Annotated in this window: 33 protein-coding genes; 11 read left to right on the top strand and 22 right to left on the bottom strand. The window is 45.4% G+C overall.

The genetic code is table 11. The annotated features are described in order from the left end of the window. Window positions 1-679: 679 nt before the first annotated feature. Genes spoVAE through AC58QC_RS08510 form a run of 4 tightly spaced genes read right to left on the bottom strand, consistent with a single transcriptional unit; the run spans window position 680 to window position 3454 of the window. A complete protein-coding gene (gene spoVAE / locus AC58QC_RS08525; protein WP_497414771.1) occupies window positions 680-1030 on the bottom strand; it encodes a stage V sporulation protein AE in 351 nt (116 codons plus the stop codon). Beyond that, window positions 1027-2046, bottom strand: a complete 1020-nt coding sequence (gene spoVAD, locus AC58QC_RS08520; RefSeq protein ID WP_497414770.1) for a stage V sporulation protein AD — start codon at window positions 2044-2046, stop codon at window positions 1027-1029. Before spoVAD ends, spoVAE begins: the two co-directional genes overlap by 4 nt. 4 nt (window positions 2047-2050) lie before the next feature. After that, window positions 2051-2521 (bottom strand): stage V sporulation protein AC, encoded by a 471-nt coding sequence (gene spoVAC / locus AC58QC_RS08515; RefSeq protein WP_497414769.1) that lies wholly within the window; start codon window positions 2519-2521, stop codon window positions 2051-2053. Between the two features lie 24 nt (window positions 2522-2545). After that, complete coding sequence (locus AC58QC_RS08510; RefSeq protein WP_497414768.1) at window positions 2546-3454, bottom strand: DUF421 domain-containing protein; 909 nt, start codon at window positions 3452-3454, stop codon at window positions 2546-2548. A gap of 148 nt (window positions 3455-3602) precedes the next feature. On the opposite strand from AC58QC_RS08510, the gene AC58QC_RS08505 reads away from it, so the two are divergent. Continuing rightward, entirely contained in the window at window positions 3603-3809 is a 207-nt protein-coding gene (locus AC58QC_RS08505; protein ID WP_310226800.1) for a DUF1657 domain-containing protein, read from the top strand. A gap of 176 nt (window positions 3810-3985) precedes the next feature. On the opposite strand, the gene AC58QC_RS08500 is transcribed toward AC58QC_RS08505, so the two are convergent. The 7 genes from AC58QC_RS08500 to AC58QC_RS08470 form a co-directional block, all read right to left on the bottom strand. Continuing rightward, window positions 3986-4126 carry an N-acetylmuramoyl-L-alanine amidase gene (locus AC58QC_RS08500; protein WP_497241912.1) on the bottom strand — a complete coding sequence of 47 codons (141 nt, stop codon included), beginning with the start codon at window positions 4124-4126 and terminating at the stop codon, window positions 3986-3988. Window positions 4127-4154: 28 nt separating this feature from the next. Further along, on the bottom strand, window positions 4155-4913 hold the full coding sequence (locus tag AC58QC_RS08495) for a C1 family peptidase (RefSeq protein WP_497414767.1): 759 nt from the start codon (window positions 4911-4913) through the stop codon (window positions 4155-4157). Window positions 4914-5034: 121 nt separating this feature from the next. Then, window positions 5035-5763, bottom strand: a complete 729-nt coding sequence (locus AC58QC_RS08490; RefSeq protein WP_497414766.1) for a DUF6081 family protein — start codon at window positions 5761-5763, stop codon at window positions 5035-5037. Window positions 5764-5791: 28 nt separating this feature from the next. Further along, window positions 5792-6721 (bottom strand): prenyltransferase, encoded by a 930-nt coding sequence (locus AC58QC_RS08485; protein WP_497414765.1) that lies wholly within the window; start codon window positions 6719-6721, stop codon window positions 5792-5794. Between the two features lie 169 nt (window positions 6722-6890). Then, a complete protein-coding gene (locus AC58QC_RS08480) occupies window positions 6891-7217 on the bottom strand; it encodes an L-rhamnose mutarotase (RefSeq protein ID WP_497414764.1) in 327 nt (108 codons plus the stop codon). 75 nt (window positions 7218-7292) lie between these two features. Continuing rightward, complete coding sequence (locus AC58QC_RS08475) at window positions 7293-7940, bottom strand: ThuA domain-containing protein (RefSeq protein WP_497414763.1); 648 nt, start codon at window positions 7938-7940, stop codon at window positions 7293-7295. Between the two features lie 26 nt (window positions 7941-7966). Continuing rightward, window positions 7967-8710 (bottom strand): SDR family NAD(P)-dependent oxidoreductase, encoded by a 744-nt coding sequence (locus AC58QC_RS08470; RefSeq protein ID WP_497414762.1) that lies wholly within the window; start codon window positions 8708-8710, stop codon window positions 7967-7969. A gap of 148 nt (window positions 8711-8858) precedes the next feature. On the opposite strand from AC58QC_RS08470, the gene AC58QC_RS08465 reads away from it, so the two are divergent. From AC58QC_RS08465 to AC58QC_RS08455, 3 genes are read left to right on the top strand one after another with little or no spacing between them, the layout of a single operon-like run. After that, window positions 8859-9362: a TRAP transporter small permease gene (locus tag AC58QC_RS08465; RefSeq protein ID WP_497414761.1), complete on the top strand. Its 504-nt coding sequence runs from the start codon at window positions 8859-8861 to the stop codon at window positions 9360-9362. Continuing rightward, window positions 9362-10654 carry a TRAP transporter large permease gene (locus AC58QC_RS08460; protein WP_497414760.1) on the top strand — a complete coding sequence of 431 codons (1293 nt, stop codon included), beginning with the start codon at window positions 9362-9364 and terminating at the stop codon, window positions 10652-10654. The genes AC58QC_RS08465 and AC58QC_RS08460 overlap by 1 nt, the downstream gene beginning before the upstream one ends. Before the next feature lie 45 nt (window positions 10655-10699). Continuing rightward, complete coding sequence (locus tag AC58QC_RS08455) at window positions 10700-11728, top strand: TRAP transporter substrate-binding protein (protein ID WP_497414759.1); 1029 nt, start codon at window positions 10700-10702, stop codon at window positions 11726-11728. A 33-nt stretch (window positions 11729-11761) separates the two neighbouring features. Here the strand turns inward: AC58QC_RS08455 and AC58QC_RS08450 are convergent, their stop codons facing one another. The 7 genes from AC58QC_RS08450 to AC58QC_RS08420 form a co-directional block, all read right to left on the bottom strand. Next, complete coding sequence (locus tag AC58QC_RS08450; protein ID WP_497414758.1) at window positions 11762-12043, bottom strand: helix-turn-helix domain-containing protein; 282 nt, start codon at window positions 12041-12043, stop codon at window positions 11762-11764. Window positions 12044-12053: 10 nt separating this feature from the next. Beyond that, window positions 12054-12521 (bottom strand): response regulator, encoded by a 468-nt coding sequence (locus AC58QC_RS08445; RefSeq protein WP_497414757.1) that lies wholly within the window; start codon window positions 12519-12521, stop codon window positions 12054-12056. Beyond that, entirely contained in the window at window positions 12514-14367 is a 1854-nt protein-coding gene (locus tag AC58QC_RS08440) for a sensor histidine kinase (RefSeq protein ID WP_497414756.1), read from the bottom strand. The genes AC58QC_RS08445 and AC58QC_RS08440 overlap by 8 nt, the downstream gene beginning before the upstream one ends. A 72-nt stretch (window positions 14368-14439) precedes the next feature. Further along, complete coding sequence (locus tag AC58QC_RS08435) at window positions 14440-14757, bottom strand: cupin domain-containing protein (protein WP_056609861.1); 318 nt, start codon at window positions 14755-14757, stop codon at window positions 14440-14442. 129 nt (window positions 14758-14886) lie between these two features. Further along, window positions 14887-16392, bottom strand: a complete 1506-nt coding sequence (locus tag AC58QC_RS08430; RefSeq protein WP_497414755.1) for an alpha-glucosidase/alpha-galactosidase — start codon at window positions 16390-16392, stop codon at window positions 14887-14889. 107 nt (window positions 16393-16499) lie between these two features. Further along, window positions 16500-17411, bottom strand: a complete 912-nt coding sequence (locus AC58QC_RS08425) for an AraC family transcriptional regulator (protein ID WP_497414754.1) — start codon at window positions 17409-17411, stop codon at window positions 16500-16502. A 125-nt stretch (window positions 17412-17536) separates the two neighbouring features. Beyond that, window positions 17537-17701 (bottom strand): hypothetical protein, encoded by a 165-nt coding sequence (locus tag AC58QC_RS08420; protein WP_497414753.1) that lies wholly within the window; start codon window positions 17699-17701, stop codon window positions 17537-17539. 206 nt (window positions 17702-17907) lie between these two features. Between AC58QC_RS08420 and kduI the strand changes: the two genes are divergently transcribed. From kduI to AC58QC_RS08400, 4 genes are read left to right on the top strand one after another with little or no spacing between them, the layout of a single operon-like run. After that, window positions 17908-18741, top strand: coding sequence for a 5-dehydro-4-deoxy-D-glucuronate isomerase (gene kduI / locus AC58QC_RS08415; protein ID WP_497287853.1), 834 nt, complete (start codon window positions 17908-17910; stop codon window positions 18739-18741). A 35-nt stretch (window positions 18742-18776) separates the two neighbouring features. Continuing rightward, entirely contained in the window at window positions 18777-19532 is a 756-nt protein-coding gene (locus AC58QC_RS08410; RefSeq protein WP_497414752.1) for a DeoR/GlpR family DNA-binding transcription regulator, read from the top strand. Window positions 19533-19589: 57 nt separating this feature from the next. Further along, window positions 19590-20342 carry a 2-dehydro-3-deoxy-D-gluconate 5-dehydrogenase KduD gene (gene kduD, locus AC58QC_RS08405; RefSeq protein WP_276574892.1) on the top strand — a complete coding sequence of 251 codons (753 nt, stop codon included), beginning with the start codon at window positions 19590-19592 and terminating at the stop codon, window positions 20340-20342. Further along, entirely contained in the window at window positions 20343-21176 is an 834-nt protein-coding gene (locus AC58QC_RS08400; RefSeq protein ID WP_497414751.1) for a sugar phosphate isomerase/epimerase family protein, read from the top strand. A 44-nt stretch (window positions 21177-21220) separates the two neighbouring features. Here the strand turns inward: AC58QC_RS08400 and AC58QC_RS08395 are convergent, their stop codons facing one another. The 3 genes from AC58QC_RS08395 to AC58QC_RS08385 form a co-directional block, all read right to left on the bottom strand. Further along, on the bottom strand, window positions 21221-21694 hold the full coding sequence (locus AC58QC_RS08395) for a GlcG/HbpS family heme-binding protein (RefSeq protein WP_497414750.1): 474 nt from the start codon (window positions 21692-21694) through the stop codon (window positions 21221-21223). 187 nt (window positions 21695-21881) lie between these two features. After that, window positions 21882-22097 (bottom strand): hypothetical protein, encoded by a 216-nt coding sequence (locus AC58QC_RS08390; protein ID WP_497414749.1) that lies wholly within the window; start codon window positions 22095-22097, stop codon window positions 21882-21884. Between the two features lie 371 nt (window positions 22098-22468). Further along, window positions 22469-23470: an LLM class flavin-dependent oxidoreductase gene (locus tag AC58QC_RS08385; RefSeq protein ID WP_497414748.1), complete on the bottom strand. Its 1002-nt coding sequence runs from the start codon at window positions 23468-23470 to the stop codon at window positions 22469-22471. A 212-nt stretch (window positions 23471-23682) separates the two neighbouring features. Between AC58QC_RS08385 and AC58QC_RS08380 the strand changes: the two genes are divergently transcribed. Continuing rightward, complete coding sequence (locus tag AC58QC_RS08380) at window positions 23683-23877, top strand: hypothetical protein (protein WP_497414747.1); 195 nt, start codon at window positions 23683-23685, stop codon at window positions 23875-23877. Window positions 23878-24353: 476 nt separating this feature from the next. On the opposite strand, the gene AC58QC_RS08375 is transcribed toward AC58QC_RS08380, so the two are convergent. Then, window positions 24354-24587 (bottom strand): hypothetical protein, encoded by a 234-nt coding sequence (locus AC58QC_RS08375; RefSeq protein ID WP_497414746.1) that lies wholly within the window; start codon window positions 24585-24587, stop codon window positions 24354-24356. A 195-nt stretch (window positions 24588-24782) separates the two neighbouring features. Here AC58QC_RS08375 and AC58QC_RS08370 point away from each other — a divergent pair, with 195 nt between their 5' ends. After that, the gene (locus tag AC58QC_RS08370; RefSeq protein ID WP_497415156.1) at window positions 24783-25298 is read left to right on the top strand and encodes an AraC family ligand binding domain-containing protein; all 516 of its coding nucleotides are present in this window, start codon (window positions 24783-24785) and stop codon (window positions 25296-25298) included. 24 nt (window positions 25299-25322) lie between these two features. Then, entirely contained in the window at window positions 25323-25583 is a 261-nt protein-coding gene (locus AC58QC_RS08365) for a helix-turn-helix transcriptional regulator (protein ID WP_497414745.1), read from the top strand. The last annotated feature ends 33 nt before the right edge of the window (window positions 25584-25616 follow it).

The raw sequence follows: 25616 nt of genomic DNA, 5'->3' as shown, positions 1-25616 counted from the left end.
TACAGGAAAGTTTTTCGTCCGTATACTTGTAAATCCTCTAAAGTTATTTGTTAAAATTACCCACGCAAACGAGTGTGCGATGTATTCCAAAAAATAGGAAGATTAGATGGCGTTATATTTAAATAAAACGTCTAGGGATTGGATCCTACACGTAGGCCATTGCTGGCCCCGAATTAGTCGATTTCTTCGAGTTGCGCTACTCATTTTGCCTTGGTCGCCACCCGCAACTCGATTTTTTCGAGTTGCGCTACTCCTTTGGACATTTTCGCCACCCGTAACTCGATTTTCTCGACTTACGCTACTCCTTTGGCCATTCTCGCCACCCATAACTCGATTTTTTCGAGTTACGCTACTCCTTTGGCCATTCTCGCCACCCGTAACTCGATTTTTTCGAGTTGCGCTACTCTTTTGGCCATTCTCGCCACCCGTAACTCGATTTTTTCGACTTACGCTACTCATTTTGCCATTCTCGCCACCCGTAACTCGATTTTTTCGACTTACGCTACTCCTTTTGCCTTGGTCGCCACCCGCAAGTCGATTTTTTCGACTTTTCCTGCCCTGGATGTCTCGCGGGGCGCGAGTTAGTAGGTCTCGTTACCAAGGACGAGTGCAGTCAACAAAAAAAGACGCCAATATGGCGTCTTTTACACACATTATTCCAAGCGTTCTCAACCTAGCTTCACCCTTTGGGTTTCACAAACAAAGCAGCCAGAAACGAGAAAATAATCGCAGCCGATACACCCGCACTGGTCACTTTAAAAATACCTGTTATGATGCCTATGTAACCATCCTTATGGAGCTCCTCCAATGCCCCGTGAACAAGGGCATTTCCGAAGCTCGTGATGGGCACAGTTGCGCCTGCGCCAGCAAAGGCAATAAGTGGTTCATATAGATTGCAGCCATCGGCTATGGCACCAAGTACAACTAGCGTGCTCATCGTATGAGCTGGCGTTAATTTGCCAACGTCCATCATGAGCTGCCCAAGGACACAGATCGCCCCTCCAACAACAAAAGCCCAAAAAAAGCTCATACGTACAACCCTCCAGACTCTATGGAAACAGCATGTGCGATACAAGGAATACTTTCGCCCTGTTGGAATGAAAGTGGTGAAAGCAAGGCTCCTGTCGCTACAACGAGGATTCTCTTCAATTCCCCTTTGGCCATACGCTTCAGCAAGTGCCCATAGGTAACCGTAGCCGAGCAACCACAACCGCTCCCTCCCGATTGAACCGTTTGCGTCTCACGATCAAAGATCATTAATCCGCAATCGTTATAAGTTGTTTGCTCGATCGGGAACTGGTGCTTATGAAAGAGCTCACGAGCGATGCTTATCCCCACCGCGGCAAGGTCCCCTGTCACGATGAGATCGTAATAGGAAGGGTCGCGATTCAATTCGCGGCAATGCGTTTGGATTGTATCCACGGCGGCCGGAGCCATCGCCGCGCCCATATTAAACGGATCCGTGATCCCCATATCCACGATCCGACCGATTGTGGCGGCCGTGACGACAGGGCCTTCACCGGTTTTCCCGAGCACGGCGACTCCTGCGCCAGTTACCGTGTACTGCGCCGTTGGCGGCTTCTGAGAGCCATATTCCGTTGGATAACGGAACTGCTTCTCCGCCGTGCAGTTATGGCTGCAGGTGCCGGCCATGACATAGTTGGCAGCGCCAGAATCGACCAGTTGAGCGGCTAGCGCGAGTCCTTCCATTGAGGTAGAGCAAGCACCGAATATACCAAGGTAAGGTATATTAAGCGTGCGGGCAGCGAAAGTGTTGGAGATGATCTGATTCATCAGATCACCTCCAACATAGAACTGGATCTGGCCGTCGGTTAGACCGGCTTTCGCCAGCGCGTGATGCGCAGCTTCCTCCAGCAGCGCTTTCTCCGCTTTTTCCCACGTTTTTTGACCAAGTGTCAAATCACCATGAACGATATCAAAGTCTTCACTAATAGGCCCTTTTCCTTCATCAGGGCCAACAACAGTACCAGTCGAGAGAATCACGGGCCGATTTTCAAAAAGCCAGCTTTGGTGTCCCTTCAGCATATCGTCAGCCCCCCATGAAGATAAGATGTGCAATCCCTACAAAGAAGGCTGCAACAGTACCGAAAACGATAACTGAACCTGCTAATTTAAACATATTACCGCCAACGCCTAGCACAAGACCTTCAGCACGATGTTCAATCGCCGCCGAACAAAGTGAATTCGCAAAGCCAGTAACAGGGACGGAGCTTCCTCCGCCTGCAAATTGTGCGATTTTGTCGTAAATACCGAAACTGGTTAAAATAACTGAGATGATAATCATCACAGCTACGGTAGGATTGCCCGCTGTTTTCTCCGTAAATCCAAACCAATTAATGAACATGTGCATAAAGCATTCGCCGATCAGACAGATTGTCCCACCCACCAGAAAGGCTCTGCTGCAATTTTTGAGAACAGGTCTCTTGGGCTCTTGCTGCTTGGCTAACTTTTGGTACTCCTGCTGCGTCATCGTTAAATTTTTCTTCTTGTTGTTAGGCATGACTTACTCCTATTCCCTCAAAACCTAAGCTCTGAGAATCGTATGTAGCTGCTGAATAATTTGGGTTAATTGAATGGAACATGCTTCATACATTTGTTTGGCTTCCGTATTTTGTGTCGTGAGTGAGAACAACTCAAGGTCTGCTTCACATTTCTTTAAGCTCGCGAGTACCGCAGGACGCTCGGAAGGTGCAGGCACTTTTATTTTGTCATCAAAGAGGTCAAGCATTAATTCTCCATGCGTGTCTACCTGACCAAGAAAGACATTTTCCTTAGCAATACCCATCTTTTCAAGCTCCGTTTGCAGCCATCCTCTACTCTTACCAGCAGCAGCCAATGGCTCATTCTGAATCACACCATCCATTATGACAGCTTGCGTTGGCTTCTCCACGGGCAGCTTCATCCCTATATGTTTAGGTGTTAATGGTTGGTTCGCACTCTTCAGCAGTATACTCAAGTCACCACTTGACTCCAGCATCGCGAATTCCACATCTGCCACCCGAAAAACACCTTTGGTACGCAACTGTTCCAGCAATTCATCGCCTGTATAGCGTTCTTTTCTCAAATTCCCCTCAAGGATCTTGCCATCCTGAATGAGAACTCTGCCGTTACCTTCAAACCAGGCGCGAAGCGTCTTGCTCTTCAACGTCAGAATTTCCAACACTAACGGCACAAGAACCCACACCAAAATCGCAATAACACCGTGAACGTAATTCGCTTCAACATCGGTCGATATATTCCCAGCAAGATCCCCAAGCGTAATTCCGATCACATATTCAAAAAAAGTGAGCTGAGATATTTGCTTTTTACCTAGAATCCGCGTTAATACAAAGAGAAACATTAAGGTACCTAGTGCTCTAATAGCAATAAGTATCCAGTCTGGCACATCATTCCCCCTCCTTCTCCAACTTTCAATATCTACATTATGTGCCATTTGGGCACTAACTATTATTGCTCTAAATTGGACGTATTTGGTAACATGAGCTGCTTACATTGCGGGCATATTAACAACCGCAAACAGGAGAGTGCATATGGATCACCTTTGTTCTCATCCATTATCACAATAGAGGAGTGTTTACGAATTGACAGTAGCAGCACAAGTTAAAACCACCCTAGCATCATTAAAGAGTGCCCAGGCCAGTCTTGAAACCTTTGCCCTTAGCACACAGAATCAAGAGGCCAAGCAATTATATGAGACAGCTGCCCAATCTACTCAGCAAATCGTTGACCAAGTCTCCTCACGGGTCCAGCAATTAGAAAATGAAGAGCCGCAATACAAAGGATTCTAAATACTAAACAGCCGCTGCGACTGATCGCAACGGCTGTTTTTCACTTTTTTTATAGAAACAAACTAAGAAACAAGATTAGCAAAACATAAAGGATGAGAATAAGTAATATAAGCTTTTCCTTTGGCATGGGAGCCGCCCCTCGTTTCGTTGAAATTCCTATGGATGTGTTCAATTCATCACTGTAATGGCTGTCCTGAAGCCTTCCTCACTTCATTAGCTAAGCGATTAAATTCCTTCCTCGCTTCAGCATCCGAGGTAGCGAAATAGGCAGCGGATAAAAAAGCAATAATCTTGTTCGCATCTTCCACACTTAACATCGCTATATGCCTCCTTCAAATATTCGATTTATTTGCCAGTCCAGTAATCAAAGGTCAGCGATCTATTTTTGAATAAGGAATAAGGTATATAGCAATATCCTGCGTCACCCCATGCAGTTCCCCATGAGTTACGGGCAATGATGACACCCTTCCCCTTTACTTTACTATCCTTGTAACCAACTGCAAGCAAGGCATGACCGCCAAGCAGCTTTTCCTTTTTCTGATTCGGATAAGGAATTTTTCCTGTTTTTGAAGCCAACTTACTCTCAAATGAGTCATAGATCCAAATGCCAAATACAACAGGTGATCCATCGGCAAGTGCCGCCTTTATGCCCGCAAGATCATGAATCCGATGATACCCATCAATCCGATAATATCTAGCAATAGCTTCGGCTTCATGATTCGGCGTATTGCGAAAATTCGCAATCTCATAGGGCCATACTTCCTCTGGACATACACCCGTTTTCTGCAATACTTTCAACCCATCACGGATCGTAGCTCCTGCATCTTGATTAACTGTATTCTCTAGTTCCCGTTCGTGCCAATAATGAAAAAGACGTGATAATCGGGTCTGGTTCTGTTCTTCGGTTCGCAGCCAGAACTCTCGCAGTCCACTTACAATCGCATTCGAAGTGCAGGAACCTAACGAACCTTGGTTTACAACGGGAGAGAGCTTGCTGCGCAAATCGGTTTGGCCCGGCAATTGGGATTCCCGAATATAATTGACACTCCTGTATGAGAAATCACGGAAATCGCGAGGATCCTGTTTGACTGTATATTTGCGCATACCTGTACCTCCTAAGAAGCCTAATCGCTGAGTACTCCAGTGTATTCACCCATGGGCAGGAGCGTGCAAAAAAGAGCCCGACTTCACTGAATGAAGTCCGAGCTCTTTCGGTTTTTACGTTTTATTCGGTTACCGTAACGGTTACAGGCGACCATTCGCCAATAATCGTTTGACCATGTAAGGAGACACTTCCTTGTGGCGTCAAATCTTTCTCCGTCATCATGCCTAATGCAACTGTGAAGCGATTGAATTTGATCGGCACATTTTTTTCACGGCGTACTTCCTCACCGTTCACATAGAAAATAACTTCATCATTCCCACGGTGGTACGTAATTTTGTACGTGTTAAATTCGCGCGGCTGGAAATTCGTTTCCTCTTTGAAAATGCAGAAGAAGCGCGTCTTATCTGTCTCAGGCACCTGCACTCCTGGGAAAGGGAGCACCGCGTAAACACTCGCATATTTATCATTGCCAGCGAAGAAATCAAGAGCTGCGCCTGTTGTAAAGTCAAGCAAATTCAACGAAACGAATCCATCATATAAATCGTTAGGTTCTGTATTTTGGGTGCGTGCACGGATTTGTAGCTCGAACGAAATTTCTCCTTCTTCAGGCACTTCAACATCCTTAGCTGAATAATACATATGCTTTGCGTTATCTAGAAATTGTACATAATCATTTTTGCGGCTTAGCGGCGCACGCGCATATAGAATGCCGTTTCGAACAATAATCGTCGCATTCGGTTCTCTGAATTCCCAGAAAGAGCCATCTGGCATCGGGAAACCGCCTATTTTCCAAACTTCGCCTTCCGAAAGGATCGTGTGAAAATCACCAATTGTAAATTGCTTGCTCATGTATATGACCTCTCTTCGTCTGTAAATTTTAAGATTGAATGATAGCTTGTACGACTAAAGCTAGCATCATAATCAAGCCGCCTCTTATTGTAGCTTTGAGCGAAGCACCCATTAATGGCAGATAGGCCGGTGAAGGATTCTCTGACTTCAAATTACGATAGACCCGATAAAATGGAACGGCTGTTAGTAATGCAAGTAGGGCATAATAAGGGAACACGCCTATGATTACACACGCAATCAATGCTACGTAAGACAGTACGAATAGGAATTTGGAGAACACCAGCGCACGCTTTTCGCCCCAAACGACAACTAGCGTTCGCTTACCAGCGCTTTGATCCGCTTGCCAATGAAGGAAATGATGATTAAATAGAATCAATGTCGTCAATAAACCAATGGGTAAAGATAGTAAAATCGGTCGATAATCAACCTGCATCGTTTGCACATAATAACTGCCTAGCGTAGGTAAAACACCAAAAGACAGCAAAATAGCAATCTCGCTATAGCCTTTGCCGCGGTAACCAAATTTAATAGGCGGCGCCACATAGAAATACGCAATTAAGGCACCTACGCCTCCGAATAAAAGAACAAGCCAGCCACTGCTAATACTTAGTATAAGTCCACAAATAAGGGCAACAGCAAAGAGTGACCACGTTAGAAAACTAAATGTTCTTTCTGCTATGATGCCATTTGCTAGAAATCCTGAGTTCGTTGAAATCGTAGAGGCCGTTTCCTTGGCTGCCGTATCGATTCCATTTCGAAAATCCCATAAATCATTAATCATATTTGAGAATAGATGCGCTGCAATAGATCCAATGAAGGTCAGCACAAATAGCATTGGATGAAATGTATCGTTCCACACAATGGCTCCCAATCCACCTAATAGGACGGGAATGATCATGACTGGAATAACCCGAAATCGCGATGCTTTCATTAATAGAGTTAGGTTTAGGTTATTCATCTCTCACGTTCCTTTCAAAAATACTCTGCAACTCATACTATCCCAATCTAACTAGTACTTCAAGTGAGTTTCTATTCCCTTGGAACCACGGTCTGCCAGCTCTGGTAAATTGTCGAAGAAATAAAAAAAGGATACTAGAAATAACTCTAGTGATCCTTTAAATCTATTTTTATTTGAGATAAAATACTTCGCGCATCGGAGTAATCGGCACCGCTTCACGGAAATCGAATGAACCTACGACCATTTTGGACGTAATGGCATTCCACCGATTACATGCGTCGCTCTCAGCAAGATAAGTAAAAGCAGCTTCTAAATCATCACACAAGAATACATAGAAGAATTGCGCACCATTTTGAAAAATGGAGTAATCCCGTATGCCAGCTTTACTATGTTCTTCCATAATTTCTGGCCATGGAGCTAAATGCATCTCAACATACTCTTCTAGAACTTCCTCACGAATCGTCCATGTCCAAGCAAATTTCCCACTATTTTGCATCAGGTTCTACCCTTCCTTTTACCAAATGTTAGATTCCTAACTTCACTTTACTTTGCCACCTAATGGCAGTCAATGTTAATCTTCAGTCGTTACCTTCGTCAGCCAACGCACACTATTCAAGACAAGTCTTCTATAAGCCTCAGATTGAAAAGACGGAGCATGATGGCCAGGCTGTAAATAAACAACCCTTCCCAGACCATAACGATGTTCCCATGCAGCTGGGTACTGCACCCCTTCATACTCATAGGATAGAAACACATTTCTTGGTGTAACCGGATCAAAATCAAACATATAAGGCTCCTCATCCAGTTGAAAGTTGTCAACCCCCTCCAATAGTGGATGTTTCTCTATCGTCCGAACATAGTGAAGCAATTGATAGGGTGGGTGACTTGCAAACTTAGCCCCCATCATCTGTCTAAGCTCATAACTACGCTGAATAGAAATACCATTGTGGATGATTAACAGACTTCCGCCACCCGAAACGAACCTTATCAAACCCGCGGTTTGCGCTGCCGATAGATCTCGGTTCCAGCAGTCCGTATAGGACAAGCAAAGTGAGAATCTATCCTGCTCCAACGTTACAAATGCTTGATAATCCTGGGTTGCTTCAAGTTGAAATTCCGCCTGAAGAATTAACTCCAATTCCTTTCTCACAGGCTCTAGTGGATGCCAAGGCGCATCCGTCATATCACCAATCAATCGTACCCTCGTTTTCTCATTCATCAGATTCATGTCCTCCTCGTCACTTCTTACCAAGGCAATCGTTTACCAGTGTCTGCCTCCAAATAAATGGGCATGTCTTCGAGTTCATCCTTATACATATCAATCTTACTCAGGATGTGAGCTGCCGATTCCTCCGCTGTATAGGTGCCAGCGTCATTCCATGTTCCGCTCATGTACGTTTTAACCCACCCCGGATGAATGAGGAGAACCCGCCCACCTAGGGCTCGAATTTTGTTATGAATGATGGTGGAGCCCATGTTCAGTGCGGCCTTGGCCATACAATAACCGAACCATGCTTCGCGGTGGCTATTCGCAATGCTTCCAGCTTCTGATGTGATCATGACAATCAGTTTCCCGCCTTGCATGATTGGTTCGATTAGCTTATTCGACATCCGAATGGCACCAAGTGCAGATACATTATAAACACGCTGAATCTCATCAAAATCAAGCTCATCTTCAACCGTTTTCATCGTGTCGCCAAGGATTGCCGCGTTGTTGATTAACAGATCCAGCTTATTTGTCTTGCTTCGGATGAACGCAGCACCTTCCTGAACACTTTCGTCCGAGCCGACGTCCAAGTGGAAAGCATATAACTGACCAGGATACTCCTCGCCAAGCCGAGTCAGATCAACATTGTTCTTCTGAATGCCTCCTGCAAAAACAGTAACCCCCTCCCGCAATAAGAATTGCGTTAGAGCTAGACCTATTCCCCGATCCGTTCCTGTTACACAAGCGGTTTTGAGGGGCTGCTTGGATGCCATTTGTGTCATTTCGCTCACACTCTCCCAAATTAACAATTCTAAAAAAACTACAAAAAAAACTAAAAACTATGGCGTACCTGCCAAACAAATGGGTCGCTATACTTAAGACATCGCAAATGGAAGCACTTACAAATAGAGAAAGGAGGTCCGTTTCACTATGCGATTATTACGAAAAATAGCACTTGGTATCGATACATTCATCGAGTCGGCGTCTCTTATCGGATTACTAAGTATGATCATCATCGTCACAGCTCAGGTCATGACACGCAAGTTATTCAATTTCGTTTTCTTCTGGTCCGAAGAAGTCACCATGCTGCTGCTCATTTGGTTCTCATTCATGGGAATTGCGATTGGTTTTCGAGAAAAGCTTCATCTTGGGATTGATTCCTTCACCCATAAACTTCCAGCCCCAGTCAACAAAGCGCTTGATAAGATTATCGAACTCACTATTCTCGCATTTGGTATCTATCTCCTGCTATACGGTTGGGATTTCACAGTCATGATGCATGAATCCGAACTGCCAGCAACGGGTCTGCCCAACAGCACGTTGTATGTCATTATGCCAATCACCGGCGTCATGACTTGCGCTTATGCACTTTTGCAGCTCTTTGGAATTGAAACGAAACGGCATGTCAACATGCAGGAAGGAGGTACCCACTAATGGACTCGACCATTGCCATTCTCATCTTATGCGTCACCTTCGTTGGTCTGATCGTCCTGCGATTTCCGATCTCCTTAGCGTTGGCAGGCTCATCACTGCTTACCCTTGTTTACTTGAAGGTTCCACTTGCAACTGTCGGCCAAACCATGATTCAAGGTATGAACTCCTACTCCTTGTTAACGATCCCCTTCTTCATTCTTGCCGGCCAGATTATGAGTGAAGGACAAATGGCGCTTCGCCTAATTAATCTCGCGCAGGTTCTCGTTGGGGGCATACGTGGAGGCCTTGCCATGGTCAACTGTGTTGCATGTATGTTTTTTGGCAACATCTCAGGCTCCGCGATCGCCGATGTCTCGTCTATAGGCTCCGTCATGATCCCGATGATGAAAAAGAAAGGGTATGATACGGACTATGCCGTAGGCGTTACCGTTTCGGCAGCTATCCAAGGTGTCGTTGTTCCACCGAGTCACAACCTTGTCCTTTATTCCCTTGCAGCAGGCGGCGGCATCTCCATTGCCTCTTTATTCCTCGCAGGAATAGTCCCTGGTTTGATTCTCTGTGTATCCCTTATGGTTACTAGCTATATCATCGCGATCAAACGCGGTTATACCAAGAGTGAAACGGTACCTTTACGTGATATTCCAAAAATCGTCCGCGACGGTCTTCTGTCGCTTCTGACTGCGGTCATCATTTTAGGCGGCATTTTCACGGGATGGTTTACAGCAACGGAAAGCGGTGCGCTAGCTTGTTTATATGCTTTCATCTTAACGTTTCTCGTCTATCGGGATATTCCAATTAGCCGTATGTGGATCATCCTTAAACGAACCTTTCGAACGGTATCCATGGTCCTATTCTTAATTGCAGCCTCGGCTACCTTTAGCTATGTGCTTGCATTCCTCAAGGTTCCTGGCATGTTAACGGATTGGATGCTTGGCGTGACAGAAAATCCTATCATTATCTTATTAATTATAAATGTACTTCTATTAGTACTAGGCGCTCCGATGGATATGGCACCGCTCATTCTCATTATGACACCTATTTTGCTCCCAGTCGTGACTGCCCTTGGCATGGATCCTGTTCACTTCGGCATCATTATGATGTTAAACTTAGGCATTGGACTTCTAACTCCGCCTGTCGGCACCGTCCTGTTTGTTGGATCGGCGATAGGCAACATTTCGATTTCTGAAGGCACGAAGGCTATGATGCCATTCTTCTACGTCATGTGTGTCGTGCTAATGATTCTGACCTATATACCAGGCCTCGTCATGTGGCTGCCTAATCTTCTGAAATAGCTTAAAAAGATCTACCAAACTTTTCGATAAAGGGTGATAACCGAAATGAATATAAAAAGAAAATATTTATCCATCCTCAGCACTGTCATTGGTACAAGTCTATTACTCACAGCTTGCGGCAGCACAACGACAACCAGCTCAACTTCAGCAACGAAAAAAAGCGATGGACCTAAATTGAATTTCCGTTTAGCTGAAACACATCCAGCGGATTACCCTACCACGATTGGCGATAAGAAATTCGCAGAGCTCGTCAATCAAGCGTCAGATGGTCGCATCAAAATCGATGTATTCCCAGCTTCTCAGCTAGGAGAAGAGAAAGCGGTAATCGAGCAAGTTCAACTCGGAGCCATCGAATTTACGCGAGTCAGCACAGGAGCACTTGGCGGCTTCAACAAACAATATGAAGTGTTCAGCTTGCCCTATATTTTCGACAATGACGCTCATCAATGGAAATTCTTAGAGAGTGAGCAAGGTACGAAGCTGCTGGATAGTTTGGAGACCTCCCGCATGAAGGGGCTTGCTTATTATAGCTCTGGAGCGCGTCACTTCTACTCCAAGAAGCCGATCAAAACATTGGCCGATCTTAAAGGACTAAAAATCCGTGTCATTCAAAATAAAGTAAATATCGATCTTATGGCCGCACTTGGCGCAAATGCAACACCAATGCCATATGGTGATGTCTTCAACGCCCTGCAAACTGGCATTATCGATGCCGCAGAGAACAATTATCCAAGCTATTTCTCTTCGAATCATTTCCAGCAAGCGAAAAATCTCATTCTCGACCAGCATCAACGTGTACCAGAGGTTTTACTCATTTCCAAAGTAGCGTGGGATAAGCTTTCTACAGAAGATAAAGATCTGATTAAGAAAGCAGCGCAGGAATCCGTCAAAACACAAAAAGCAGAATGGGAAAAATTCGAGAAGGATTCCGAAGCTAAAGTGAAAGCAGCCGGCGTTACGATTACGGATGTTTCAGACCTGAAGCCTTGGCAGGATGCCGTGAAGCCTGTTATAGAGAAATATCGCAGTGAATATAAAGAAACGCTAGAAGCGATCGAGAAAGCGAAGAAGTAACCAGAAAAGGACACATGAGAGGTGAAATTCTCCTCACAAGTGTCCTTTTTCTTTTGGCATTCCGCCACTTTTCCGATATTCTAAGGGTGAAAACGAGGTTATCTTCTTAAACGTGGTACTGAAGTAAGAAATATCCGTATACCCCAGTCTTTCCGAAATTTCTGAAACACGGAGAGAAGTCTTCATAAGCAGCCTCTTCGCCTCTTCCATCCGCATTTCAATCACAAAATCAACGAACTTACCTCCGGTTTGCTGCTTAAACAGCTGGCTTAAATAGCTAGGATTAAGATGAACTAGCGTCGCCGCATCGGTCAATGAAATCTCTTTATGAACATTGGCAACGACAAATTGCTGCACGCGAGCTATGGCAGATAGTTCTTCCGAATCTACGGTCGAAGGCTTCTCCCCGAGCAACCTCTTCCTGCATCTCTCGTGCTTGAATCCATCTCCGCAAACAATCATCCATCGCTTCCGTTTCCACAGGCTTCAGCAGAAAATCCTTGACCCCATACCGGATCGCTTTCTGAGCATATTGAAAATCATCATACCCACTAACTAAAATCAGGCTCACTGACTTGAGCGCCAATTGCTCCGCCAAACCAATCCCATCCATGATCGGCATTTTGATATCTGAAATAACCAGATCTGCTTGATGATGATGAAGTGCATCTAATGCCTCTAAACCATTTCCGCATTCCTGCATGATGGCCACTGGCAGCTTGGTTTGTTCAACGGCTTTGCGCAGCACAACACGTACCCATTTCTCATCATCAACTAGAATGATTTTATACATCACTGACTCCTCCCCTACCCTGTAGCTTCAGCGGCAGCTTAATCCTAACTGTGGTTCCAGCTCCTACACTGCTTTCCAGTTCAAGGCCAGCCTCATCCCCGAATAGATAAGAAATTCGTCGATGTACATTCACTATGCCGATTTGTGACACCGCAGTAACCATATCCTTTTGGCGTAAATCGAGCTGTAGAGATCTCAGTCTATCTGCGGGTATACCTGTTCCAGTATCTGTTATTTCTATTACAAAATGCTGATCATCATAACGTTTCGTAGAAATATCAATATGTACGGGCTTATCACTTGTCTCCATGCCATGAATGACACAATTCTCAACCAGAGGCTGGAGAGCAAACTTGGCAATCAACTGAGTCTCCGCCCATGCTGGTGTTTGAAACGAATAGGTGAGTTTATCCTGGAACCGATAACGTTGGATGCGTAAGTACATGTCACAGATATGAATTTCTTGTTGAACTGAAATGGTAGCGCCAGCATGATTTAAATTGTAGCGTAAAAGTCGAGCGAGCGAAGCAACCAACACGGAAATATCCGTCATATCCCGCTCCAACGCCATACCTCTCACGGTCTCTAACGCATTCATCAAAAAATGTGGATTCACTTGTGATTGCAGTACTTTCAGCTCGGTTTCTTTCTGTCGAAGCTGAAGATCCTTCTCACGAAGCTCCGAATAGTAAATTTCATCCATGAGGATTTGCAGCTTTTCGACCATTTTATTAAAATCATTCGTTAATTGCCCTATTTCATCTTTGGATTCAATATCTACACGAGACCCAAATTCACCTTCTTTTACTTTTTTCATGAAATACTGAAGTGATCTGATCGGTCGAACAATACTTGTAGCAAACCCAATGGCGATTAAATAGGCGATGAGAAGCGTCACGACAACCGTCCACCAAATGGTTTGCCTAATAAATTGCGTGCCATGCGTTAATTCGGATTCTGGGATCATCGTTACTAATCGCCAATTCAGATAAGACGACTTGCTCCACGTATAGAACGGTTTATCTCCTGTCGCCGCTTGGTAGGAGCCATTTTCTTGTGTGAGAATGATCGGTAATTGTTCAAGCTCAGCCAGTTGTCCGATCTCCTCGTAGTCTGGAGAATACATATAGTGACCTGTTGGATCGATGATAGAAAGATAACCGGTACGACCAACCGTAACACGATCAGCAATTTCTTGAATGCGTTTGAAATTCACTTCCATGATCAAGGTTGCAACAGGCTCCAACGTATTCGGACTAACTAGCCTCTTCACGATTGAGAGTACAGGCACATACTCAAGCTCATAACGAGGCGAAGGCGGACGGATGATGAGTCGAATATCACTATTGGCAGGAACGTTGGAAAACCAAGGCTCTTGCATTAATTCGATGGCTGGTGTTACGTTTTTGTTAAAGCTTGTATCTAATACAGCCTTATCCTCCATGACAAGCATGATACGAGAAATATCCGAGCGAGAATACGCGGTATCGTGAAATAACTGCATCAACGGTTCGCGGATACGGGATTCGTTCACTTCTTGCTCACTTGTCATCCTCAGAAACTGCTGCATCGCCGGATGGTTCTGCATACGAATCGAGTCAATTTCGAAATCACGTATGTAATATTCTATGTGGAGCTTTACCTGTTCAATAATTTGTTCATTGCTTAAATTTGCTTCTTCTCGAAGCACCTCTGACGATTTCTGATAGGAGATAAATCCAACCACACACAGCGGAATCACAACCAACATGGCTGAATACACGAGTAATTTAACCGTCAGTGGACGATCACGTAAAAATAAGCTTCGGTAAAACCAAATCCAAGCTCTTCGGCCTCTTTTTCGCATAATCAGCCCCTCAGCTTCCCATGTAATCGCATTCATTTCGGGTAAAGGAAAACCAGTTGCATAAGCAACTGGTTATCTCTTCACCAAATCTTCACGAATCGGTGTAAATACATCTAAAAGTGCAGAGTCTTCTAATGCTGTAACGCCATGCTTAGCGCCACTAGGTATGTAAACCGTTTGGCCTTGTTCAATAACCGTAACGACGCCATCGATTGTAAATTCGATTTTACCCTTCAAGCAATACGACATTTGTTCATGCACATGGCTGTGCTGATAACCAATGGCACCAGGTTCAAAGTGAACCTCCATCATCATTAAACCTACCTCAGCTTTCAAAATACAGCGTGTAACTCCTGGTTCTGCTGCTTCCCATACGCCAATATTAGACATCTGACTTTCCCCTTTCGTCATTCAAACGCTTCCTGAGAATAAAAAAGAAGGACCGCAAGCGGCCCTTCACTTACCCACTAATTATACCTGAAAAGCACCCAAATGAACATACTTGAAAATAAATGAACCTTACGCGGTAGTTGCCGCTCGGTCCTTACCTTTATCAGCTTCCCCTGCGTTCTTGTTGGCTGCTTCACGGTCCTGCTGCATATCAGCGACTGTTTTCACTTTCACACGGGCAGCCCCTTCATAGTCACGTGTTGGAATGAGGTTCCCAGCTGCAAGCCGCTGTTTGGCCTCAGCAATCGCTGCACCATATTGTGGCAGCCAAGCCTCTTGGGCAACTAACATTTCATCAACCATTTGCCAAATTTCCTTCGGATTGCAGACAGCTCCAACGAGAGGATCCATCATAAAGGCTTGACGCAGCAGCTTATCATCCCCGTGAACAGCCGCTTCTACCGCTAAGCGTTGAACGGAGATGCTGACATTGCACACCGCCGCTGGGCCAAGAGGCAGATCACCAACATGCGGCATCGAAACGCCGTTGCGATCGACATAGCCTGGCGCTTCGATAATAGCGTCAGCTGGCAGATTCGAGATCACACCTTGATTAACAAGGTTGAAATGTCCACGGTAGACGCGACCTGTTTCCAGACCCTCAATGATATAAGAGCCATGCTCTTCACTGCGCTTCTCGCTCGCATATACAAATGCCGGATCCTTCATCCAGTTCGGGAAATCCGTCTCAAACCATCGACGTCCCTCCGTGCACACACGCAAGTAACCACCCGTTTCGCCATTAATCCAGGACCCCATATCGATCCAATCTTGAATTTCACTGGCCCGTTTCCGATACCAAGGTACATATTCACTCAAATGTCCATTAGACTCCGTGCTATAGTAGCCAAAGCGGCGCAGCATATCAATTCGAACCTTCTCTGTTCGTGCATACTCGGCATGATTTTCAAATGCTTCTAGCAGCCCTGCGGTCAAATCTTTCCCATTATGGGAAGCTTGGATGTACCACGTTTGATGATTAATTCCTGCGCAAATAATGTCCACATCTTTCTTATCCAACCCGTAAACATCCGCGATTTGATGATGGCCATGCTGAACACCGTGACAGAGGCCAATCGTGCGCACGCCGCCGTACTTGTTGCAAGCCCAAGTTAACATAGCCATTGGGTTCGCGTAATTCAACAGTGTGACATCAGGTGCAGCGACCTCGCGAATATCTTGACAAATGCGCAGCATTTCGGAGATTCCACGCTGTCCATACATAATACCACCTGCACATAATGTATCGCCCACGCATTGGTCCACACCATATTTTAAGGGAATATCCACATCAGTTGCAAAAGCCTCGAGACCACCAACACGTATCGTACAGAGCACGTATTTCGCGCCCTCTAACGCTTCCCTGCGATCCGTCGTCGCTTGAATCTGAATCGCTAAGCCATTCTCGTGGATATCTCTTTGGCAGAGCTCCGTCACCATTTCTAAATTGTGAGGATTAATGTCTGTAAAAGCCACTTGGATGTTATGAAATTCAGGAACAGCTAGTAAATCTCGTAGAAGTCCACGTGTGAACCCGATACTTCCTGCGCCAATGAATGCTACCTTAAATGCCATATATATCGCCCTCTCTATCACTTCGTCTATGTTTTACATTGTACCAAGCAGACGAGAGAAAACGTTATCAAATTTCTAACCTCATTGTTTACCATGTGTCAAAAATCCTAACTTCCTTCTGGATACATATGCTTGTGCGTGTTCATCGATTTCCGATAATCCGTTGGCGTTAGATGCGTATGTGCTTTAAATAACATGTGAAAATACTGTCTGCTGCCCACCCCGATATAATCCGAAATATCTGCTATCGGAATGTCTGTTTCGAGCAGCAGCATTTGTGCTTTTTCCATCCTTATTTCGGTTAAATACGCCATCAGGGTTTGCCCTGTAACCGTTTTGAATATGCGTTGTAAATAGCCTGGATGTAAATTCACAGCCCTAGCAATATCCTTCACTTGGATCTCGCGATCGTAATTTTGATGCATATAATCCATGCTTTGTTTCACATACCATTCGCTTTGTACCGAACTACTGCTTACGGTTTCACGGCGCAAACGAGCAATTCGGATCAGCAGCTGGGCAATCAACAATTGAATCATCGTCTCACTTTTGTCAGTCGGCTTATCTAACTCTAGCACTAGACTTTTCATCACATGATAAACTTCATCCGGATCGCGCAACACTAAATATGACGTCTGGACCTCCAATAAGGAGGATAATTGCTTCTCATCCGCGGCTAGTTGTTGAATAGAGGGCATCACACCCTTATGCGCAATAAAGCGGAATTCCACATTGAGCATGCGACATGGCTCATCGTCTTCCACGATAAGTCGATGGGCGATATTCGCATTAAGCAGGATGAACTCTCCTTTTTTCAATCTCACCCTTTCGGTTCGAGCGGGAGACAACTGGATCTCGACCTCGCAAAAGCCTTGTATGGTGTACATAATCTCTGTAGCATCATGTCGGTGAAAGGGCATATGAAAGCCTTGCCATTGTTTAAAATAATAAGCAACCACCTGCGGGTGGCAGGGATGATCCGTCCATAAAGCTGGAAACAGACTACTCGTTTGAGGCATCGGGAGCTCCTTCCCATCCATTCTTATGGTCATTGTACTGCGCTGTCGTCAAAAAGAAAATCCCTTCCTAGAGGAAGGGATTAGATCGCTTTGAATAGTTAGTAAGTCTACAACTGTGAATCATTTTAGTCTCGATCCGTGTGATCATCCTCCGAAAATGGATGACTTATATTATCCATAATCTCTTCAACAGCCTCACTTAACATATCCGTCGGAGTTGTATCTTCTTCATCCGGTAGGGTTGGAATTGTATCGTTACATACACGATCAAAATAGTGACTTTTGTCCATTTAAATACGCCTCCTATTTCTTGCTCTCATATTAAACTTCGCTCGTTTGTTTGTTTTGTACATATTTCGCTGACTTTATTCACAACTTCCCAATTTTCCGAAAAAGTACACAAGATCTCCTTGCCTAAATCGTCGATATGAAGTAAATTAAACCTATATGAACGTATATCAACATAAATAAACCGACTCTAAGGAGAGATTAATCCATGGATATCCGCTATGCCTCACACCCGAATGAAGTTAAACAATTTGATACTGAACGTCTTCAAGCTGAGTTTCAAATTCAGTCCTTATTTAAAGAAAACCAAGTGACATTAGTCTACTCACACGTTGACCGTTTCATTATTGGCGGCGTCCTGCCAACTACGGAAACACTTCAATTAGAAGCTGATCGCAAAGAAATGGCTGCAGACTACTTCCTAGAGCGCCGTGAGATCGGTATTATCAATGTTGGAGCAAGAGGTACAATCACTGTTGATGGAACAGCATACACGATGGATTCCAAAGACTGTATCTACATCGGTCTTGGCTCCAAAGAAATTTCCTTTGCCAGCGATGATGCAGCAAACCCAGCTAAGTTCTACTTCAACTCCACACCTGCTCACACAACATACCCAACTGTTAAAGTTGCAATTAGTGAAGCAACGCCTGCACACCTAGGCAGCATCAACACTTCCAATGAGCGTACGATTTATAAATACATCCACTTGGATGGCATTCAAAGCTGCCAACTTGTTATGGGTATGACGCTATTGAAGCCAGGCAACATGTGGAATACAATGCCAACTCATACGCACAACCGTCGTTCTGAGGTTTATTTCTATTTTGACATGCCAGAAGATGCAGTTGTCTTCCACATGATGGGTGAACCGCAACAAACGCGTCACGTTGTTATGCGTAATGAGCAAGCTGTCATTTCACCAAGCTGGTCTATCCACAGTGGTGTTGGAACGAACAACTACACATTCATTTGGGGTATGGCTGGCGAAAACCAAATGTTCAACGATATGGACGCCGTAGCTATGCAAGATCTAAAATAATCGGTAATCCCCTCTAAAGAACGGATGAAACTAGGGTGAATCCTTTACGTAGATATGAAACGATTATGGAAGTTCTACTCGCTCAGAAAGAAGTCACCGTGAATGAGCTGAGTGAACGACTGGAAGTAACAGGAAAAACCATTCGCGAGGATTTAGCCAAGCTGGAGGAAAAGGGTCTGCTCATCCGCATTCATGGCGGTGCCATGCTAGCTCAAAGTGATCAGCTTGGCATACTTTCCGTGAAAGAACCGAATATCAAGCATACGGACAAAAAATCGGAGATTGCATCCCTCGCACTCCGATACATCCAGCCTCGCGATATCATCGCACTGGATGGCGGCTCTACAACGCTTGAAATCGCTAGGCGGCTGGAAAATCAGCCGCTTACGGTTGTAACTAACGATCTCTACATCATTTCCGAGCTTGTCCATAAAGATGAAATTCGACTTGTCGTGCCTGGCGGCTATCGATTGCGCAACATGCTTGCTGGCCCAGAAGCCGTCAATTATGTCCGAGACCTCAACATTCAGAAATCGTTTATTTCCGCCACTGGCGTGCATTTACAGCACGGCTTTACGATTTATACGAATGATCTTGTTGAATATAAGCGTGCTTTGATAGGTTCTAGCGCAACCGTTTATGGCGTTATCGATCATTTCAAATTTGGACAATGTGCGTTGCGAACCTTCGCATCCCTTTCCGAAGTGGCCATGATTTTGACCGATAGCGGGTTGACAGAAGAAACAGCTCGGCAGTTCCGCGAAACGGGCATTCAAATTGAGACACTTTAAGTAAGTAGAAGCTACACAAATGAAACCTATAATCTCTTTTTTGAAAAGGAGTACGTCATGACACTTTTTAATCTCTCCGGAAAAACAGCATTCGTTACAGGTGCTTCAGGCGGCCTAGGCCAAGCCATGGCAATTGGACTTGCAGAAGCAGGCGCGAACGTAATTGCGGTATCCTCATCTGAAAGCGTACAAACCGTTGAAGCGATCCGCGCATTAGGCGGTAAAGCTGAGCTTATCGCAGCAGATCTTAGCAACGAAGACATCCTTGAAGATGTTGTTGCTAGAGCTATTGGTATTTACGGCAGCATCGATATCCTAGTTAACAATGCAGGCATTATCCGTCGTACACCAGCGGTTGATCACGCACGTCAAGATTGGCACGATGTTATTGACCTGAACCTGAACTCCGCATTCTTCCTTTGCCAGCTGATTGGTCGTCATATGATCGAACGCGGCAGCGGTAAAATCGTGAATATTGCTTCCATGCTGACGTACCAAGGCGGAATTAATGTACCTGGTTACACAGCTAGTAAGCATGCCATTGCAGGTGTGACGAAAGCATTAGCGAACGAATGGGCTGGAAAAGGCATCCAAATTAATGCCATTGCCCCGGGCTATATGACGACGAATAACACGGCTCCTATTCTCAAAGATGAGAAACGCACGGCTTCTATTACTGAGCGTATTCCAGCAGGTCGATGGGGTTCACCAGAGGATTTGAAAGGTCCTGTTGTCTTCTTGTCTTCGGGCGCTTCCGATTATATGAACGGACACGTGCTCTGCGTGGACGGCGGATGGATGGCTCGATAGATGGGTATCGGTACACTCGCTCATACCGTCGGTCATCTGCCCTTGAAGGAACTGACTGCGAAGCTAAGCGGTCGAGGCATCGACTTCGTTCAGTTAGCGCTCAGTAAAGCGATTAGCGATTATGATTTAAGTCTCGGGAAACTAAGTCCAGCTCTTGCTAATCATATTGCCGAGCAATTTCATCGCGCAGGTGTTCGGATTGGCGTATTAGGTTGCTACATCAACCCTATTCATCCTGATCCGCAGCAACGTCGTTATGAAATCGATAGATTCAAAGAGCATTTGCGATATGCCAGAGACTTCGGTACATCCATTGTGGCGACTGAAACGGGAGATCTGACAACGTATCTCTCACAAGATGCTGAAGGCTACGAGGCTATTGGCTGGAACATCTTTAGGCAGACTGTTGAGGAATTAGCTGAAGAAGCCGAGCGTTGGGGCGTTCATATCGGATTAGAGCCTGTTTTCACACATACACTGTCAAGTACAGAGAAGATGGCTCGAATTTTGGAAGAAGTACCTTCCAGCACGCTGGGTGTCGTTTTCGATCCGGTTAATCTTCTTCCTCCAACTGTGGTTGAGCCGCAAGATCAAGAAGCTTTTTTGGATCATGCCTTCGCAACTTTTGGCAGCCGAATAGTACTGACTCATTTGAAGGATTATGTAGTGAAAAATGGTCAAAAGAATGAAATTGAGTCTGGTAAAGGAATATTCGAGACAGCTTCCTTCCTAGCAAAGCTTCACTCGCATAAGCCTGGTGTCGACATTTCGTTAGAACGGCTCCAAGATCACACGATCGAAGAAACGTTCTCATACGTTAGAAGCTTGTTGTAAGAAAGAACCCCGATTTCTCTCTATGGAGAGTTGTCGGGGTTTTCTCATTTCTTAATATCCGCATCAGTAACCACCTCGAATTTATCGCCGAGGTGCTGCTGAAGCGCCTTCAATGTCGCTACGCCAACGGCAATATCCTCGTCGCCGGCCCCTCCGCTGACGCCTACTCCGCCAATGACTTGACCGTTCACCACGATGGGAAATCCGCCTACGAAAATCGCAAACTTCCCCGGCATCATCGCATGAATCCCAAAGGCTTCACCGTGAATTGTCGCCGGACCGCCAGGCTTATTGAATAGATGCGTCGACCGTCTATGTCCACTCGCCGTGAATGCCTTCGCAATCGCCAGCTCTGGACTCGTATTGCGTGCGCCATTCATCCGCTCTAACGCTAACAGATATCCGCCTTCGTCGACAATACAGATCGTTTCTGCTGCCTTCGCTTCCTGGGCAGCTTGAATACCAGCAGCAATCATCACCTTCGCTTCCACAATTTCTAGCTTCAAAACGGATCTCATGATGAAAGTCCTCCTTTGTCGAATCCGCATCCGTTTACTACTTCAAACCTACTCTCGGCACATTTTCCATTTATATGGGGCACTGAGCGAAAAAAGTCGTATGAATTCCTGGCTGGCGAGAATTTTGACGTTAAAAAAGCCTAACTAGTCTCCATGGTTGGAGACTAGTTAGGCTTTTGGGGATTACTTATTTATTGGGCTGCTGTTGTCGAGCAGGTCTGGTTGGTCGTTCTACCCAATTCTCACGACTCATGCGCTTCACTTGATTAATCGGATTAGATTGATCAATAACCTCCGCTTTAAACGGCTGTTCTGCGGCAAGCTTCTCTTTATACCCAGTTCCAGGTGCTGGGCCACCTCCACCATTCCGTTTCCCCTTGTTCCATACGCGATTCTTGCTCATGCCACCACTCCACCGTTTTTTGTTTAAGTGTAATGGCAGTTACCAAAAAACGCAAATGCAGGTTTCACGACTTAGCCAGATTTCCCGGCATGAAGTACCTACAACGACGCTCTTGGCAAATTTAAATGGAAAACTCGAAGTTAAATTCACTCAAAATCGCGGATTTCAGAGAATAACTGGATAACCTACAGTTAATTTACAAGTTTTCGCTGAAAATTGACCAAATTGCCAAAATTAACTACATAAAACCCAGTTATTTCTCAAATTTACGCAAATCAGCAGAAATTAGCTGTATATTCTCCAGTTATTCCACGCCTCGAATTTTGCAGGTTACACAGTAACCGTGCTCCAGGTCACCCTCGCACATAACACTACAGCTCGAACGCCTTCGCTAGCAATCGATACGAGTGCAATCGCGCCTCGATGTTATGGATCGGCGAGACGACCATGATTTCATCGGCTTGATATGCCTCATTCAGCTTCAATATCTCTTCTTTCACTTGCTTCGGCGTGCCGACAATACGTTTATGGCGGCCGCTTCGAATTGTTGCGTAGTCATTTTCCGTATACGGATAATTGAGCGCTGTATGCACTGAAGGGAACGACGGCAGCAGCATTCCTCGACCTAATGACAGGAAAAATAAGTCCGTGCTCAGTGCCAGTTGATTCGCTTCTTCCTCCGTGTCCGCACAGATGACTAACACCGCTGCAAGCGAGTGCGGCTTCTCATTCAAGATAGACGGTGTGAAATGCTCGCGATAAATACGGAGCGCCTGCTCACAATCCGCGTTTCCAAAAAACTGCGCAAAGCCGAAAGCAGCCCCTTGATCAGCAGCAATTCTTGCGCTGTCATAGGAAGAACCGAGCAGCCAAATTTCCGGCGCCGTCGGTATTATCGGCGACGCATGCAGCGCGGCGAACCGATGGTTATCCGGCAATAAATCATATAAATAACCCGTCAAATCAGCGATTTGCTGCGGGTATTGGTCAACGCTTGTATATTTCCCCTCTTGCAGCGCCCGCGTGGATATGGGCATTCCGCCTGGGGCACGACCTAGGCCTACGTCTATACGCCCCGGATGCAGCGCCTCCAGCAAGCGGAAGTTTTCAGCTACTTTATATGCGCTATAGTGAGGCATCATGATGCCTCCAGAGCCTAGTCGGATTCGCTCGGTTTTGGCGGCCAAATGTGCGATCAGCACCTCGGGACTCGAATGCGCCAACGCTTGCGAGGCATGATGCTCTGACACCCAGAAGCGGCTATAACCAATGCGATCAGCTTCTTGAGCAAGCTCAGTCGTCTCAGCCAACGTTTGCGCCGCATTACGACCCTCTCCAATTTGTGATTGATCCAAAATACTTAATTTCAACACAATTAATCACCTCTCACCAACTGTAACATAAATAAGCACAGAATAGCAAAAAACACGATTCATTCTCCAACTAGCCTCTCCATCCCACACAAATTAACGAGAAAATCACTTCTTCATTCATAATTTGACAGAATCTCTTATTTTACACCTCTACCAAACTTACCCATAAGATGGTATTTTATTATATACATCCTAGCGAGGGAGAGATTGTAATGAAAACCATTTACGAGAATTATAGAGGATTCAAAATTAACAAAGCTGACAGTACTTATAACGCTATTCACTCGGATCGTATTATTTTTGCTCAATCGCCGCTTAGTCAGGTGCTAGATTCGATCGATCATTACATCGATGTGACGGAAAACTCCGATTCAGCCGAAGAGACGTCACCCTTACCGCAAAACTAAATAGCTACGCGTTTCCGCGAATGTGGATAAATGAACCATATGGACTTCTCCACGACAAAAAATAACTCCAGCACCCGCTAGCATCTGGTTGAAGTGAGCAATGCCGTGGTAAACCTACGGCTAATTACCGTGGATGCAAAAAACGCAACCGTCCTTTTGGGACGGTTGCGTTTTTTCTTCTGTTCTCTGCACTAGCGCGAGTTAGTCGGTCCGATTTTTCCGACTAACTCGTGGCGGATTACTCCTCCGGCACGTCAGTTAGTCGATTTTTTCGACTAACTCGGGGCGGATTGCTCCTCCAGCACGCAAGTTAGTCGATTTTTTCGACTAACTTGAGGCGGATTGCTCCCTCGGCACGTCAGTTAGTCGATTTTTTCGACTAACTCGGGGCGCCTTGCTCCTCTGGCACGTCAGTTAGTCGATTTTTTCGACTAACTCGGGGCGGATTGCTCCTCCGGCACGTCAGTTAGTCGGTTTTATCGACTAACTCGAGGCAGCCATTCGCCTGCCTTCCGCCCTTCTCCTTCCGTATCGACAAGCCCATAGTAAAATACGTCTGCCCAGGCCGACATTCGTTGCTCAATGAAACGACCGTACTCTTCCAATCGCTCTTTTAAGCCAGGGAACTGCTCCCAATACGCTCGAAGTCCTACGGAGTACAACCCGATACGCGGCTTAAGGCTTGCTTTAATTGCTAGATATATGGACATAGATACATCTCCCATTCATTATAAATAATAACTTTATAGAACTATTGTAATGGCTTACAATTGAGATATCATCCAAGGATCTTGGTTTAAAATAATAAAATCTTGTGATTTAAGGAGAGGCATTCCTTGTATGAAAGAAACTTTTACAACCGCATGGTCGGAGGACTCTATTCAGTTCATCTCTAGCCCCTCTACATCGCCAAAACGAACCTGTATTACGTTCAAGAAATCGGTCATTCCCATACCCTGCCTGGTTATTTCACAGAACGGGAAGGACTTGATTCCTATTTGATCGTCTACATTCTTAAAGGCAGTGGCCTGCTGACTTATCAAGACAGGAGCTATTCCTTAAGCGCCCATCAGACCTTTTATATTTATTGTGATAGCTATCACCATTACGCAACCAATCCTCAGGAACCACTAGAGCTTCTGTGGGTTCATTTACACGGGAGTGCTACATCAGCCTACTACGAGCATTTTGAAGCGTCACATGAGCCAGTTCTACAGCTGTCGAACGACTCCTCAGTTTCTTCATTACTACGTCAAACACTGCAGATCCAACAACAAAAAAGCGCTGCCACGGAGCTCCTCACATCCAAGCTGCTAGTTGATCTACTGACCAAGATCGTCCTAACAGCGCAGGAAAAAGGCTTGTTCGAGTCGGACAAGCCTGGGTACATTGATGATATTTGCCAAACGCTGGAGTCCTGATTCACGGAATCTATTTCGCTAGACGTGCTTGCACACGAACACGCCGTCAGCAAGTATCATATGGCCAAACGCTTTAAGCAGTATTCAGGCTTCTCGCCGCACGAATACTTGATTGGCATCCGAATGACCCATGCAAAGGAACGCTTGAAGTATTCTGAGATGCCCGTATCCCAGATTGCAGCCGCAGTTGGCATTGACAATGTCAGCCACTTTATCAATCTGTTCAAAGACCGTACTGGCGACACGCCATTGGTCTACCGTAAGAAATGGCAGCGACCCCGATAAACGGACAAGGTTTGGGGGCGGGGAATGGGATCC

It is taken from the genome of Paenibacillus sp. J22P51 (assembly GCF_059692215.1).
Note: the sequence above shows the minus strand (reverse complement) of the source record. Positions and strands in the feature narration are given on the sequence as shown.